At 65.7% G+C, this 14,375-nt stretch carries 11 protein-coding genes; 3 read left to right on the forward strand and 8 right to left on the reverse strand.

What is annotated here, in order from left to right; genetic code table 11:
- Nucleotides 1-11 precede the first annotated feature (11 nt).
- From N5J29_RS08610 to N5J29_RS08620, 3 genes are all read right to left on the reverse strand, one after another.
- Nucleotides 12-1,298 (reverse strand): DUF445 family protein, encoded by a 1,287-nt coding sequence (locus tag N5J29_RS08610; RefSeq protein ID WP_128987861.1) that lies wholly within the window; start codon nt 1,296-1,298, stop codon nt 12-14.
- Between the two features lie 115 nt (nt 1,299-1,413).
- Nucleotides 1,414-2,292 (reverse strand): plasmid replication/partition related protein, encoded by an 879-nt coding sequence (locus N5J29_RS08615; RefSeq protein WP_164152990.1) that lies wholly within the window; start codon nt 2,290-2,292, stop codon nt 1,414-1,416.
- A gap of 63 nt (nt 2,293-2,355) precedes the next feature.
- A complete protein-coding gene (locus N5J29_RS08620; RefSeq protein WP_111185729.1) occupies nt 2,356-3,708 on the reverse strand; it encodes an aspartate aminotransferase family protein in 1,353 nt (450 codons plus the stop codon).
- Nucleotides 3,709-3,855: 147 nt separating this feature from the next.
- Here N5J29_RS08620 and N5J29_RS08625 point away from each other — a divergent pair, with 147 nt between their 5' ends.
- Both N5J29_RS08625 and N5J29_RS08630 read left to right on the forward strand, forming a co-directional pair.
- The gene (locus N5J29_RS08625) at nt 3,856-5,352 is read left to right on the forward strand and encodes an aldehyde dehydrogenase (protein WP_065181211.1); all 1,497 of its coding nucleotides are present in this window, start codon (nt 3,856-3,858) and stop codon (nt 5,350-5,352) included.
- A gap of 149 nt (nt 5,353-5,501) precedes the next feature.
- On the forward strand, nt 5,502-6,782 hold the full coding sequence (locus N5J29_RS08630; RefSeq protein WP_053516563.1) for an MFS transporter: 1,281 nt from the start codon (nt 5,502-5,504) through the stop codon (nt 6,780-6,782).
- Here N5J29_RS08630 and N5J29_RS08635 read toward each other — a convergent pair whose 3' ends face one another.
- Entirely contained in the window at nt 6,783-7,244 is a 462-nt protein-coding gene (locus N5J29_RS08635) for a bacteriohemerythrin (RefSeq protein ID WP_053516564.1), read from the reverse strand.
- 86 nt (nt 7,245-7,330) lie between these two features.
- Entirely contained in the window at nt 7,331-8,674 is a 1,344-nt protein-coding gene (locus N5J29_RS08640) for a diguanylate cyclase (protein ID WP_164152737.1), read from the reverse strand.
- Between the two features lie 358 nt (nt 8,675-9,032).
- Here N5J29_RS08640 and N5J29_RS08645 point away from each other — a divergent pair, with 358 nt between their 5' ends.
- A complete protein-coding gene (locus N5J29_RS08645; RefSeq protein ID WP_227255205.1) occupies nt 9,033-9,443 on the forward strand; it encodes a hypothetical protein in 411 nt (136 codons plus the stop codon).
- Nucleotides 9,444-9,482: 39 nt separating this feature from the next.
- On the opposite strand, the gene N5J29_RS08650 is transcribed toward N5J29_RS08645, so the two are convergent.
- From N5J29_RS08650 to N5J29_RS08660, 3 genes are all read right to left on the reverse strand, one after another.
- The gene (locus tag N5J29_RS08650; RefSeq protein WP_065176206.1) at nt 9,483-11,063 is read right to left on the reverse strand and encodes an MASE1 domain-containing protein; all 1,581 of its coding nucleotides are present in this window, start codon (nt 11,061-11,063) and stop codon (nt 9,483-9,485) included.
- 194 nt (nt 11,064-11,257) lie between these two features.
- A complete protein-coding gene (locus N5J29_RS08655) occupies nt 11,258-12,859 on the reverse strand; it encodes an MASE1 domain-containing protein (RefSeq protein WP_164152733.1) in 1,602 nt (533 codons plus the stop codon).
- A gap of 98 nt (nt 12,860-12,957) precedes the next feature.
- Nucleotides 12,958-14,235: an FAD-binding oxidoreductase gene (locus tag N5J29_RS08660; RefSeq protein WP_065181213.1), complete on the reverse strand. Its 1,278-nt coding sequence runs from the start codon at nt 14,233-14,235 to the stop codon at nt 12,958-12,960.
- Nucleotides 14,236-14,375 lie beyond the last annotated feature (140 nt).

Genomic DNA, 14,375 nt, shown 5'->3' on the forward strand with positions numbered 1-14,375 from the left:
GGACCCGCCGCTCAGAAGCGGAACACCACCGTTGCCGCGTGCAGCAGCAGGCCGATCAGGCCGCCAACCAGCGTGCCGTTGAAGCGGATGAATTGCAGGTCGCGGCCGACGCTCAGTTCCAGCTGCTCGACCAGATGGCGCTCATCCCAGCCCCTGACCGTCTGTGCGATGTGCGTGGTGACCCCCTCGCGCAGTCGCCCGGTCAGGCGCTGTGCGCCTTCCAGCAGATGCTGGTTCAGTGCGTCGCGCAGTGCCGGGTCGGACTGCAGGGTGCTTCCCAGCGAGGCGAGGCTGCGCTGCAGGTGGCCGACCAGCGCCGAATCCTCGCGCTGCAGGTCGGCGCGCAGACTGGCGTGGATGCGTGCCCAGAGCCCCTGCACGTACTCCTGCAGGGCAGGATGGTCGATCATCTCCTGCTTGAGCTGTTCGATGCGCTCGGCCAGCGCCGGGTCTTCGCGCAGGCGCTGGACGTAGTTGCCCAGCCACGCCTCGTAATCCTGCCGCAGCGGATGCTGCGGCTCGGCCAGTACCTGCTGCAGCTCCTCCAGCACGGCGCGTGCCAGCCGCTCGGCCAGGCTGTCCCCGATCTCGTCGATGGGTTTCACCCAGTTCACCGTGCTTGAGAGCGTCGGCCATTCGCGCTGGATGTAGCGCACGATCAGCTGCGACGCGCGCTCCTTCACTTCCGGCTGCTCCAGCCAGCGTCCCAGCCTCTGCAGGCCCTCGTCCAGCACACGCTGGTGGCGCCCGTCGGCGGTCAGCAGGGCAAGCAGCTCGCCGGCGGTGGATGCCGCGTTCCACTGTCGCAACTGCTGCACCACGAACGCGTGCAGCTGCCGGCGCACGGCGCGTTCATCGAAGAAGTCCAGTGCCTGCAACGCCCAGCCGCGTGCCATGTCGGCCAGCATGCGTGCGCGTGCCGGTTCGGCCAGCCAACTGCCGAGACGGCCAGCCGGATCGAACACCTTCAGCTTGGCCAGCAGCACCTGTGGTTCCAGGAACTGATCGCGCACGAACAGCGCCAGGCTGTCGCCGATGCGCTCCTTGCTGCGCGGAATGATGGCGGTATGGGGAATCGGCAGGCCCATCGGCCTGCGGAACAGGGCGACCACCGCGAACCAGTCTGCCAGCGCGCCCACCGCTGCCGCCTCGCAGAAGGCGGATACCCAGGCCCAGGCGCCGCGCTCGCCCTGCCAGTGGCTGACCGCAAAACCGGCCAACATCAACACCAGCAGGCCCAGGGCGATGGCTTTCAGGCGTCGCAGCTGGGCGCGGCGCGGATCGATTGCGGACGTCATGGCGGCAGTCTAACCGCCACCGGATGATGCCGGCGCATCGGTAGTGCCGGGCCATGCCTGGCGGCTTTTCAGGGCCCGCTGCGCTCGCCGGGCATCGCCCAGCGCTAACCATTTGCTACAGCGCTTCCAGCTGCCTGCGCAATGCCGCCAGCTGCGTGCGCAGGGCATCGTTCTCGCGAGTGAGCGCGACGACGCGTCGGCGCAGCGCCGGCGCATCCTCACCCAGTTGCTCCAGCGCGGACAGCACTTCCGCATCGCGCAGGGCGATCTCGTCCTCGCTGGGCTCATCGAACGCCATTTCCGCCGGTTCTGGCTTCGCCGCGCGCGGCTTGCGCTTGGACTCGCGTACGCGCTTGGCGGCCTGCTTCAGTTCGTCCTTGCCGCCTGCGGCTGCCGCGCGCTGCTCTTCCTCGGGCAGGTTGGCCACGGCCGCGGCCGCGCTGATCGAGATCACGCCGGCCTTGACCGCTTCCACGACTTCGGCGGCCGCCTGTGCGTGAATGCGTTCGATCATCCCGACCTGGCTGGTGCTCAGCTTCGCTTCGCGGGCCAGTTCCGCACGGCTGAGTTTCGGCGCGGGTTCCCACGGTGGGCTGTCTTCACCGGCATCGTCGGCCGATGCGGCGGTGCCATCGCTTTCGCGTTGCAGCTGGGCCTGCTCGATCTGCTTGCGTGCCGACAGGATGTCGCGCTTGCGCAGGGCCAGCACGCCGCGCTGGAAATCGGACACGCTGCGGCGGCCCAGGTGCTGTTCGATCATCCACAGGTGCACGTCCTCCATGCTCTGGAAGCGGCTGTTCTGCACCGTGTTGAACGGCAGGCCATGCTTCTGGCAGATGCCGTAGCGGTTATGGCCATCCACCAGGACATCGCCCCACAGTACCAGTGCATCGCGGCAGCCCTCGGCGAGGATGCTGCGCTCCAGCGCCTCATATTCGTCGGGCGTGAGCGGGTCGATGTAGGCCTTGAGTTCTTCTTTGACGACGATGTCCATGGGCACGGCAACGGGCAGGAACGGAACCGACCATTGTACCTGCTTGCTGTCGCCGGCCCGGGCTTACGCGGTGGCCCGGATCATCTCGCCCAGAGTGCTGGTGATCTGGTCGATCTGGGGCTTGTCCACGATCAGTGGCGGCGACAGCGCGATGATGTCGCCCGTACAGCGCACCAGCAGTCCGCCGTCGTGGAAACAGCGCCGGTAGACCTCGTGACCACGGCTGCCCGGAGCATCCTTGCGCGGGGCCAGCTCGACCGCACCGACCAGTCCGAAGTTGCGGATGTCGATCACGTTGGGGAGCCCCTGTAGGGCGTGCAGCCGCTCCTGCCAGTACTCGCCCAGTTCGATGGCGCGCTCGAACAGGCGCTCCTCTGCATAGACGTCGAGTGTGGCCAGGGCTGCCGCGCAGGCCAGCGGGTGCCCCGAATAGGTATAGCCATGGAACAGCTCGATGGCCTGTGCCGGGCCCTGCATCAGGCCGGCGTGCACCGCATCGCTGGCCAGCACGCCACCCAGCGGAACCGCGCCGTTGCTGACTCCCTTGGCAAAGGTCAGCAGGTCCGGCGTGACGCCGAAACGCTGCGCGGCGAACGGCATGCCGACCCGGCCGAAACCGGTGATGACCTCGTCGAACACCAGCAGGATGCCGTGCTGGTCGCAGATCTCCCGCAGCCGTTGCAGATAGCCGGGCGCAGGCAGGATCACTCCCGCAGAACCGGCGATGGGCTCGACGAACACGGCCGCAATGGTGGACGCGTCGTGCAGGCCGATCAGCCGCTCCAGATCGTCGGCCAGTTCCGCGCCCTGGCGCGGCAGGCCCTTGCTGAACGCATTGCGCTGCAGATCCAGGGTGTGCCGCAGATAGTCCACGCCCGCCAGCTGCAGGCCGAACTGGCGGCGGTTGTTGGGCAGGCCGCCGAGCGCCATGCCGCCGAAGCCCACACCGTGATAAGCCTTCTCGCGGCTGATGAAACGGGTACGCTGGCCTTCGCCGCGCTGGCGGTGATAGGCCAGCACGATCTTCATCGCGGTATCCACCGCCTCGGAGCCCGAGTTGGTGAAGAACACGTGGTTGAGCCCGGCCGGAGCCAGCGCGGCCAGGCGCTGCGCCAGCGCGAATGCCGGTGGCGAACCCATCTGGAAGGCGGGTGAGTAATCCAGGGTGCGTGCCTGTTCGACAATCGCCTCGACGATGCGCGGGCGGGCGTGGCCGGCATTGCAGCACCACAGGCCGGCGGTGCCATCGAGAACCTGGCGCCCGTCCACGTCTTCGTAATGCATGCCTTCGGCCCGTACCAGCATGCGCGGCGCGCCCTTGAACTGGCGGTTGGCGGTGAAGGGCATCCAGTACGCCTCCAGGGAGTCGGGGCGCTGGATGGCCAGCTCGTGCACGTCGCTCGCGGGGTTCTTCATGCCGGTTCCGTCGGGTCCGATGCAGGGACTGTAGCGCAGCCGTCATCGCCCGGGCCATGCCCGCCGTGCACACGGGGCATGGCCTGTCACGGCGAGGTCGCGGCGGCACCGGTATAACCGGAACGACACGCACTGCAGGATCCTGTCATGGCCGATTTCCCCGACCGCAGCCACTGGCAGGCGCTGGCCGGCCAGCTCTCCATTCCCGGCCAGGCCTTCATCGCGGGCCGCTACGTGGATGCCGCCAGCGGTGCCCGCTTCGACTGCGTCAGCCCGATCGACGGCCGCGTGCTTGGCACCGTCGCCGACTGCGACGCGCAGGACGTGGAGCGTGCCGTGCAGGTGGCACGGCGCGCCTTCGAGGCCGGCCACTGGTCGCAGGTGAGCCCTGCGCAACGCAAGCGCGTGCTGCTGGCATTGGCGGCGCTGGTGGAAGCGCATGCCGACGAACTGGCCCTGCTGGAAACGCTGGACATGGGCAAGCCGGTGCGCGATGCACGGCGCATCGACCTGCCGGGCGTGGTGCGTTGCCTGGCCTGGACCGCAGAGGCGGTGGACAAGCTGTACGGAGAGATCGCACCGACCGGCCCCCAGGAGCTGGGCCTGGTCACGCGTGAGCCTGCGGGTGTGGTCGGCGCCATCGTGCCGTGGAACTTCCCGTTGCTGATGGCCTGCTGGAAGATCGCGCCGGCGCTGGCCATGGGCAATTCGGTGATCCTCAAGCCTTCCGAGCGCTCGCCGCTGACGGCGTTGCGGCTGGCAGCGCTGGCCAGCGAGGCCGGTCTGCCTGATGGCGTGCTCAACGTTCTGCCGGGCGATGGTGCCCGCGTGGGCGAGCCGCTGGCGCTGCACAGGGATGTCGACGTGCTGGCCTTCACCGGCTCCACCGCCACCGGCGCCAAGCTGCTCGAGCATGCCGGGCGCTCCAATCTGAAGCGGGTCTGGCTGGAGTGCGGCGGCAAGAGCCCGCATATCGTGTTTGCCGATGCGCCCGACCTGGAGCAGGCGGCCAAGGGGGTGGCGCAGGGCATCTTCTTCAACCAGGGAGAAGTCTGCACCGCCGGCTCGCGGCTGCTGGTGCAGCGTTCGATCCGCGAGGAGTTCGTGCATCGGGTGATCGCCCATGGCCAGCGCATGCAGCCGCGCCACCCGTTGGAGGCCGACGCACCGATGGGTGCCCTCGTCGATGCCGCGCATGTGGACAAGGTACTGGCGGACATCGCCATGGCCGAAGCTGACGGAGCGCGCCTGCTGCTGGGGGGACGCCGCGCCGAGGTGGAAGCAGGCGGCTGCTACGTGCAGCCGACCGTGTTCGACCAAGTCCGGCCGGAACAGGCCCTGGCGCGCGAGGAGGTGTTCGGTCCGGTGCTGGCGGTGCTGGGTTTCGACGACGAGGCCGAAGCGGTGCGCCTGGCCAATGACAGCCGCTACGGCCTGGCGGCGGGCGTGTGGACGCGGGACCTGGGCCGGGCACACCGGGTTGCGCGGCAGCTGCGCGCGGGCAGCGTCTGGGTCAACGGCTGGGACGGCGGTGACATGACCGCCCCCTTCGGGGGCTACAAGCAGTCCGGCAATGGGCGCGACAAATCACTGCATGCCTTCGACAAGTACAGCGAGATCAAGGCCACCTGGATCCAGCTGTAGCAGCAGGCCGCGCCCCGAAGGGAGCGGCAGCACCGCCGCCCTGAACACATCGGATCGCGTGTGGCTGCATCCGTGTCGGCTGAAACCATCGTCACGCCTGCCGGGTCATGCGTGGCAGAATCGGACGATCCGGATTGCCTGCCTTGCCGATGTCGACGATCACCGCTGCCGCGTCACCCGTGAATTCCCCTCGCCGTGTACTGCTGGCCAGCCTGATCGGCACGACCATCGAGTTCTTCGACTTCTACATCTACGCCACCGCCGCGGTGCTGGTGTTCCCGCATCTGTTCTTTCCGGAAAGCAGTGACCAGGCCGCGCTGCTGCAATCCCTGGCCACGTTCGCCGTGGCGTTCATCGCGCGGCCGGTGGGTTCGGCGGTATTCGGCCACTTCGGCGACCGCATCGGCCGCAAGGCCACCCTGGTCGCGGCATTGCTCACCATGGGACTGTCGACTGTCGCAATCGGCCTGCTGCCGACCCATGCGCAGATCGGGCTGTGGGCTCCGGCGCTGCTGGCGCTGTGCCGGTTCGGCCAGGGGCTGGGGCTGGGCGGCGAGTGGGGCGGGGCGGTGCTGCTGGCAACCGAGAACGCACCACCGGGCAAGCGCGCGTGGTACGGCATGTTCCCGCAGCTGGGCGCGCCGCTCGGTTTCCTGCTGTCGGCAGGCATCTTCCTGGTGCTGGGCCGAAGCATGGGGCAGGACGACTTCCTGCAGTGGGGCTGGCGTATTCCGTTCGTGGCCAGCGCATTGCTGGTCGGGCTGGGCCTGTGGGTGCGCCTGAACATCCATGAGACGCCGGACTTCCAGAAGGCACTGGAACGCAGAGCGCCGGTGCGGCTGCCGATGTGGACGGTGCTGCGCGACCATCCCGTGCCGATGCTGCTGGGTACGCTGGGCGCATTCGCCACCTTCGTGCTGTTCTATCTGATGACGGTATTCAGCCTGGGCCATGGCACGGCGGTACTCGGTTACAGCCGCGAGCAGTTCCTGCTGATGCAGATGGCCGCCATGCTGTTCTTCGCGCTGGGCATCCCGCTGTCGGCGCGCTACGGCGACCGTTGGGGCACCCGCCGGACGATGATCGTGGCCAGCCTGCTGATCCTGGGCTTCGGCCTGCTGTTTGCGCCGTTGTTCCAGCCCGGCAGCCCGTGGCTGGTGCTGGGCTTCCTGTGCCTGGGTCTGTTCCTGATGGGCCTGACCTATGGCCCCTGCGGCACATTCCTGGCCGAGATCTATCCGGTCGAAGTGCGCTATACCGGCGCATCGCTGTCGTTCAATCTGGCCGGCATTCTCGGTGCGGCGCCCGCTCCGTACCTGGCGACCTGGCTGGCCGAGCGCTTCGGCCTGGTCGCGGTCGGCTACTACCTGTGCCTGACCGCGGTTGCGACGTTGGCCGCGCTGGTGGCACTGCAGCGTCGCGTGCGCTGATCAGCCGAAGATCCGCTTGAGCGTGCGGCCCAGCCAGCCCCCGCCCTGGTGTTCACGGGTGAACTGGTTCAGATGTGACTTGACCTGTTCGGCGTAGGCCTGGTCGTCGCCGCGGATGTGGTTGAACAGCCAGCGCGAGAGCATCGTGCGCAGCTCGTCGCTGATGTCCTCGCCGGCCTGGAACCGCAGCCGGTACTCGGCCACGCGCTTGATGAAGACCTCATGCACGCGCTTGTGGGCAGCGCAGAACGGATAGCCGGCTTCCTCCATCAGCTCTTCTTCGAACGCGAAGTGCGACATGGTGTAATCAACCACCTCGTCGATCACTTCGCCGACAGCGGCACGCTGCATGCTGGCCTGGGCCACATGCAGGTGATTGAGCATCTCGATGATGCGGCGGTGTTGTTGGTCGATCACATCGATGCCGATGTTCAGATCGTCCTGCCAGACCAGTAATGCCATCCCCGGCTCCCCTTCATGCGTGATGTCGGGGCCGACTGTAGGGCTGCTGCCGGCAGGCAGCGTTGATCTGGATCAAAGCGGATCGATCAGGGCAGGGCGGGCTCGCGCGGACGCAGCGGGCTGCCCATGGTGGTGCAGCTGACCCGGTTGCGGCCACCGGCCTTGGCCAGGTACAGCTGACGGTCGGCCTCGGAAATCAGGCGATGCAGCGCATCGCGCTGCGGGCGGAGGCAGCACAGGCCGATGCTGACGGTCATGCGCAGTGTGGCGGTGCCGATATCCACTTCCAGCGCCGCGATGCGCTGGCGGAGTTCCTCGAAGTAGAGCATTGCCTCGTCCTGCTCCATGTCCGGCACCAGCAGGCAGAACTCCTCGCCGCCGAAGCGCGCGATCAAGTCCTGGCTGCGCGCATGCACGGCCACCGCCCCGGCCACGGCACGCAGGGCGTCATCGCCGGCCTCATGGCCGTGCGTATCGTTGATGTGCTTGAAGTGATCGATGTCGATCATCGCCACCGCCACGCTCTGGCCATGGGTCTGCAGCTGGGGCAGCTGGCGCTGGCTCTGTTCCAGGAAGCAGCGGCGGTTGGGCAGGCCGGTCAGGAAGTCCCGGGTGGCCAGATCCTGCAGGGTGCCGATCAGCTCCAGCTGGTCCACGTTCTGCGACACGCGGCAGAAGAATTCCTCGCGCGAGAAGGGCTTGCGCAGGAAGTCGTTGGCGCCGTTCTTCAGGAAGCGCGGAATCAGTGATGCGTCGGTATTGCCGGAAATGCCGATCACCGCCACCTTGTCGCGCGAGCGCAGGGTGCGCAGGCGGCGGGTGAATTCCACGCCCTGCATGCCGGGCATCTCCTGGTCGACCACCGCCAGCCGGATCGCAGGATGGGCCTCGATCGCCGCCAGGCCTTCATTGCCATCGGCAGCCTCGTACACTTCGTGGCCGTACATGCGCAGCAGCGCGGCCGCATAGCCGCGTGCCGAGGGCGAATCGTCCACCACCAGCGCGGCGATGCGACGGTTGCGTTCCAGGCGCTGCACCAGCCACACCAGATAGTCGATGCTGCCGGGCGTGTTCTTCAGGACGTAGTCGATGATCTGCTGCTGCAGCACGCGCTTGCGCAGATCCTCGTCATACACGCCACTGACCACCACGGTGGGCAGATCGCGTTTCAGGAAGAATTCGACCACCGCGTCCCTGTCGCCATCGGCCAGAACCAGGCCGGTCAGGACCAGGAACCAGCCGCCGCCCTCATTGAGCAGGCGGTCGGCCTCGGCCAGGGTGGAGGCGACCACGACGGGCAGCTCCAGGCGCTCTTCGATCGCCTCGCGCAGCATGCCGGTGAAGGCACGGGAGTTTTCGACCAGCAGGATCCGCTGCGGAAGCGGATCGGCGAGGTCGCCATCGACGGCGGCCTGCGGCAGGACGGGCATGATGCGGAGGCTCACGTCAGGGAAGTCTTGGCACGGGTAGCGGCGGTTTCGGCCGTAACTTTAGTGGTGGTACCGCATGCGTTGTCATCGCGTGAACGCCGGCCGACACGTTCAGTGTCGGGGCCCGACGAGCGGAGTGGCGGAAGTTCTGCTCGTGGCGCTGGTGCTGGATGATGGTTATGCTGGCTGCGCCACCCTGCCGGCGGCCTGAGGTTGACTCCGTCCGGCTGAGGCAGCCCGCAAGCGAGGCCGAGAGCCCATCCAGTCATGGGGTGGCGAAGTGAGTTTGCCTGGCGTTGTCCAACCGAACACGGGGGTGAGTGTGAATTTCTCTGGTCTGCGTTTTTTGATGCCTGCAATGACTCTGTTGTCCGCACCTGCCGTCGCCGAGGCGGCATGCTGCCCGAGTGACGACAACGGAACACATATGGCTCAGGCGGGGCTTGGTGAGTCCCGTCCAGCAGCGACGAATCTGAGTGCAGATCCGAACTGGCTGGTGTATGGGTTCGAGCGTGAGGGAATCAACTATTATCAGGTGAATGACCTCTCCGGACAGGTCCTGCTGATAATCGGCAAGGTTGACACCACGTTCTGGACGCTCCCGGCCGGCAAAAGTCCGATTACCGTGTCATTGCCGTCGCAGCGGCTGGCATTGCCGGAAAAGTCCCAGCGGCATGTGGTACTCAGGCAAGCCGAGTTCTCGCTGGTCGTCTATGGTGCTGGTAGCAACGCAACGTGGGCGATCGAACTGCCGGCTACGAGTCGCTGAAGCATGATCTTTTCCTTGATCGAGGCGGATGAGTGAGAGTCAGGTGATGTCGGCGCGAGCAATCCACGCTGCATGCGTGCTGCCGTGGGTTGCACCCGTGGCCGTTTCCTGCAGTAGCACTCTTACGCGGTTTTGACGTGTCTGCACTTTACCGCCATAGGCCAGTGCACGTGAACTCAGGCGCTCGACGATCAGTTTTGCGGTTTCCAGCGACAAGTGGCGATCTCTGTCCAACAGAGATGCACTGATCAGGATGCCCTGTTGACCATGCAGGCTGCCGCAGCGTGCTTGGATCTGGATCTGCCCCCGTTCGTGTTTGAGCAGCAGTGCGACCGTTTCGGTAAGGGTTCGATAGGCAGCAAGCTGCAGTGCAATGCTCAGCCTGCAGGGGTCGCCCGTCATGCGGGGGAGCGCAACCCTGCTGGTCCGGTCCCAGTTTTCGCTGATGCCGCTGACCTGCAGGGCAACATACAACCCGACCTGCTCGACTTCGGTTGGATACACCAGGCTTGTGAGTTCACGGAACTGGCGTGAATGTGTCGTCGAGGTGTGCAGCAGATCCATTGCAGGTGCATGGTGTCCGTGCATTTTCAGAAGATCGGCAGTCTGGTTCAGTGATTTCTCGACGCCGTCTGCGATCTTCCTGAGATCAAGCGCCCGCTGCCTCAGATCGAGTTCGCTGGCCATATGAGCAGTTCTCGAAAGCCTGGCCGTCTGACTCCCATCCAGATCATGGCGCGCATGCTGATGATAGTGCTGAGTGATGCGGGAACCGAGTAGAAGAAGCGCCGTCCCTGCAACGGCAATGAGCTGCTGCATCATGAATGTTCGCTGGTCGAACGAACCAGGCAGTCCTGATGCTGGTGTTGTCATTGCAATCACTATGTTCAACAGCGGAACACCCACAGCTGCTCCTCGCCAGCCATGGATGCAGGTCAAGGCAACAACCGGCAAAGCCATCACCAGTTGCAGGGATGTCTTGGTGGCATCTGGGAGCTCGACACCCGAGGCCATGAATGCGCCCAGTGATATCAGTAGTGTCAATGCGGCTACGGTAGGCGCGTGCTTCCAAAACTTCCACTCGTACAGTGACCGGCGCCGGATCCAGAGCAGTGCGAGTGGGGCGACAGTCAGTATTGCGATGTAATCACCGAGCACGAAGCGGACAGCTCGTGTCGCAAATGGCACGGAAGACGGGTTCTCGGAGAGCAGGTGGGCCAAGCCCAGTTTCAATGCGGTGGCGATGAGCGCGGCGGAAACCGCCATCGAGAGAAGCCAGCCCTCCGTTGTCGCAGTCATGAATCTGCGATGCGCCCGCACGACCAAGGCTACCGCTGGCATGAGGAACACGGAGCCCAGGATCACCCAAGCCAGCCCATACTTCCCGATGAGTGGATATCGCATCTGGGCAAAGTAAGCATATTCGCCAAGCAGCAGATAGGGCCAGAGGCGGGGAGGGCAGAGCAGCAGCGCAGCGACCCGTATGCCTGCCGGCAGGTAAAACTGGTCGAGCGAGACCTGACGAGCGGCCCAGCACGTGACGGCGTACATCCCAGCGATGAAAAGTCCGATGGGGCGTATCCGGAAGCTCAGCTCGACATCGTTCTTCCACCAGTTCAATCCCAAGCCTCCCTTGCTCGTACCATGGTGGCGTTCCATCCACTCTGGACGTCTACACCTCTGGCGACAGTATCGGCAGATTCCCGCCTACGCAATCGGATCTCTTCTTCCTTACCTGGCTCTTTGCCGCCGACACCAGTTCAGCACTGCTGCGAATTAGTGACATCCATCGCGCTTTGACTGGCAATTCTATGTCAGGTTGCAGATTGCCGACCTTGGTCGAACGGCCACGGCGCATCTGGACAGTGTGCTGCCAGAGGGGCCTGCGGATAGGTGGCCAGCCCATCCAGCAAGGCGATCCGGATCCTGTTTTTCTGAACATCGACGACCCCGGAATAGGCGACGATCCGGCCCAATAGCTGTGAACGGACCAGTTCCTGAGTCTGTTGCGAAAGCGCATGGTGAGGATCGACAAGAGCGGCGGAAATCAGTACTCCGTGCATCTGTCTGAAGACGCCGCACCTGATGCGCACGGAGATCTGACCGGGCTCATACCTGAGCAGCAACGATACGGCCTCAACCACGGTCCGGTATGCGGCCAGCTGCAGATCCACTCCCAACTGACATGGGTCGCCCGTCAGCCGGGGCTGCGTAACCCGGTGCGTATTGTCCCATGCCTCCCGCACGCCACCTGCACGAAGAGCGACGTAAAGCCCGAGACGCTCCAGGGCGGATGGGTAGATCATGCTCGCCTGCGCGCGGAATTGGCGCGAATGGACTTCTGATGTGTGTTTCAGGCTGTTGGCGACAGCGTGGTGCCCTTGCGCGTGCAGCCAGTTCACCATCTCGTTGAGCGACAGGTCCATCCCCTCGCCCAGCCTGCGCAGGTGCGCCGCTCGCTCTCGCAGATCCATTTCGCTGGCCATGTGCGTACTGCGGGCCAGTTTCATCGAGTTTCTGCCGTCTTCCTCACGCAGCCGATGCTGGCTCTGGAAATGCGTGATGCGCGCACCCAGCAACAACAGGGCGACGCTGGCGATGGCCATGGCCTGCTGGGTGGCAAAGGTCGCCTGATCGAATGATGCGGGGTGGTCAGAAGGGGTGCTCAGACCAAGAATCATGTTCACTGCGGCGACACCGACGGCCGCCCCGCGCCATCCCAGCAGGCAGGTCAGGGCGATTGCGGGAATAGGCAGGATCAACAACAACTGCAGCGAGCCAGGGGCCGTGATCGAGGCGGGTACCGGCGTCGCCTGCAGGCCAATGACCAGCATGGCTACTAGTGCTCCGACTGTGGCCGCAACGGACCGGGGTGTCCATTGTTCCTCGGCGCGACGGATCCAGAGCAGCGCGAGTGGCGCCAGGATGAGGATCCCAGTGAAGTCGCCCAGCGCATAGCGCATTACGTTGGTGATAAACGACGCGTTATGCAGCGGCTCCCAGAGCAGGTACGAGATTCCGAGGTTGAGCAGGCTGATGATCGTCGCGGCACAGACCGCGATCGAGATCACGCCGAGGACCGTGGTGCGCGCAAGCAACTTCCGGTGCATGCGTACGATCAGCATCACTGCCGGCATGAGAAATGCCGAGGCCAGAAGCACCCATGCCAACCCGTATTTTTCGAGCAGCGGAATCCGCAGATGGGCGAAGTAGGCGTACTCGCCCAGCAACAGGTAAGGCCACAGGCGCGGTGGACAGAGCAGCAAGGCGGCCACACGCACACCTGCCGGCAGGTAGAACTGGTCTACCGAAAGTTTGCGCGTGGCCACGCAGGCGACGGCATAGATGAGCATCAGCACCAGTCCCTGGGGACTGATCCGGATGTTCACCGGTAGACCTTCCTTCCACCACTGCATCCACGTGCTCCCCCTGCTCCTGTGCAGATTATGCAAACAATCGGTGTGAAGGGATCAAGTCGCGCTGCCGTGGAGTCCCGTCAAGGGCGCTGATATCGTCACCACAACGCATCCCGCAGCCTGTACCACGACATCGCAGCCACCAGCAGCGGCATGCGCAGCAGGCGCCCGCCCGGGAACGGCGCGTGCTTCAGGCGCTGGAACACGTCGAGGCGCTCGCTCTGGCCGGCGATTGCCGCGGCGATCACGTCACCCGCAAGGCCGGCTGCCGCCACGCCGTGGCCGGAGAATCCCTGCGCGAAGTACAGATTGCCGTCCAGCCGTCCCCAATGCGGGGCGCGGTTGCGGGTGATGTCGACATAGCCGCCCCAGACCTGATCGAGAGCGACGTCGGCCAGCTGCGGAAAAACCGCGTGCATGCGTCGCTGCATCACTCCGCGCAGCCCGGGCGGCGGTAGCGCCGAGTAGCTGGCGCGGCCCCCGAACAGCAGACGGTGGTCGTGGCTCAGGCGGAAATAGTCCAGCGCCCAGGCAGTGTCTGCTACTGCCATGTCATTACGGATCAGGGCGCGGGCCCGTTCGGGGCCGAGGCACGCACTGGCACCGATATAGGTGCCTACCGGCATGATGCGGTGCTCCAGCACTGGCAGCAGGCCCTGCAGCCAGGCATTGCCGGCGATCACCAGATGCGCGGCGCTGACGCTGCCGTGCGCGGTGTGCAGGGCCGGGCGAGGCCCGCGCTGCACGCGGGTGACCGCAGAGTTCTCGTGGATGACCACCCCGGCCGCGCGCGCTGCGTCGGCCAGGCCGCGCGCATACGCCAGGGGGTGCAGGTGCGCGCTGAGTGGATCGAACATGGCCGCGCGATAGCGCGGGCTGTCCAGCTGCCCACGCAGTGTCTGCCGATCCCACCACTGCATCGGGTAATCGTATTGCTGTTGCAGGTGCTCGCAGTGGGCACGCAGCTCGCGCTCGTGGCGGGCACGGATGGCGACGCTGGCGTGGCCCTCACGCCAATGGCAGTCGATGCCGTAGCGGTCGATGCGGGTGCGCATGGCCTGCACGGCGTCACGTGACCAGTCGAACAGATGGCGGGCATCGTCCCGGCCCAGCTGCCGTTCCAGTTCGTCCACCTCGCAGCCATAGCCCACCAGCGCCTGGCCACCGTTGCGACCGGACGCGCCCCAGCCGATCCGGTGGGCGTCCAGCAGGACCACGTGCTGGCCGCGTGAGGCCAGTTCCAGCGCCGCCGTCAGGCCCGTGTAGCCTGCACCGAGCACTGCGACATCGGCCTGCATGTCGCCCTGCAACGGAGGCAGGGCGGCCGGCTCCGGCAGGCTGGCGGCATACCAGCTGGCTGGAAAGGCGGACGTCACTGCGGGCCTCGCGGGCGCAGGGTGGGAAGACGGGGCGGAGGAGGTTGATCGGCGTTCACGCCCCCAGTTTCGCCGATACTTGGCACCTCGCGCGTGATGGCGACGACTTGCCGCACTCGCGGACCTGCGGGTAACGTGTC

Origin of the sequence: Stenotrophomonas sp. GD03680, assembly GCF_029844625.1 — a bacterium.
Classification (GTDB): domain Bacteria; phylum Pseudomonadota; class Gammaproteobacteria; order Xanthomonadales; family Xanthomonadaceae; genus Stenotrophomonas; species Stenotrophomonas maltophilia_P.